We start from the raw sequence: 594 nt of genomic DNA, 5'->3' as shown, positions 1-594 counted from the left end.
CGCATTTCGCCCAGGGGATCACCATAATAAAATGCTGAGGCCTGGCCTTTGCGTAGTGCACGCATCACCTCAATACCTTTGATGGTGGCGTAAGCCGTCTTCATGGATTTAAATCCCAGCGTGGCGCCGATTATCCGTTTCAGTTTGCCATGATCGCATTCAATCACGTTGTTCCGGTACTTAATCTGTCGGTGTTCAACGTCAGACGGGCACCGGCCTTCGCGTTTGAGCAGAGCAAGCGCGCGACCATAGGCGGGCGCTTTATCCGTGTTGATGAATCGCGGGATCTGCCACTTCTTCACGTTGTTGAGGATTTTACCCAGAAACCGGTATGCAGCTTTGCTGTTACGACGGGAGGAGAGATAAAAATCGACAGTGCGGCCCCGGCTGTCGACGGCCCGGTACAGATACGCCCAGCGGCCATTGACCTTCACGTAGGTTTCATCCATGTGCCACGGGCAAAGATCGGAAGGGTTACGCCAGTACCAGCGCAGCCGTTTTTCCATTTCAGGCGCATAACGCTGAACCCAGCGGTAAATCGTGGAGTGATCGACATTCACTCCGCGTTCAGCCAGCATCTCCTGCAGCTCACGG

The 594-nt window shown here is 54.5% G+C and carries 1 protein-coding gene; it reads right to left on the bottom strand.

The annotated features are described in order from the left end of the window. On the bottom strand, nt 1-594 hold a 594-nt coding region (locus tag OKB81_RS20720; RefSeq protein WP_270805463.1), incomplete at both ends, for an IS6-like element IS26 family transposase.

Source organism: Aeromonas sp. QDB56, from assembly GCF_027705505.1.
GTDB lineage: Bacteria > Pseudomonadota > Gammaproteobacteria > Enterobacterales > Aeromonadaceae > Aeromonas > Aeromonas caviae.
The sequence above is the reverse complement of the archived record's forward strand: the minus strand, read 5'-3'. Positions and strand labels throughout refer to the sequence as shown.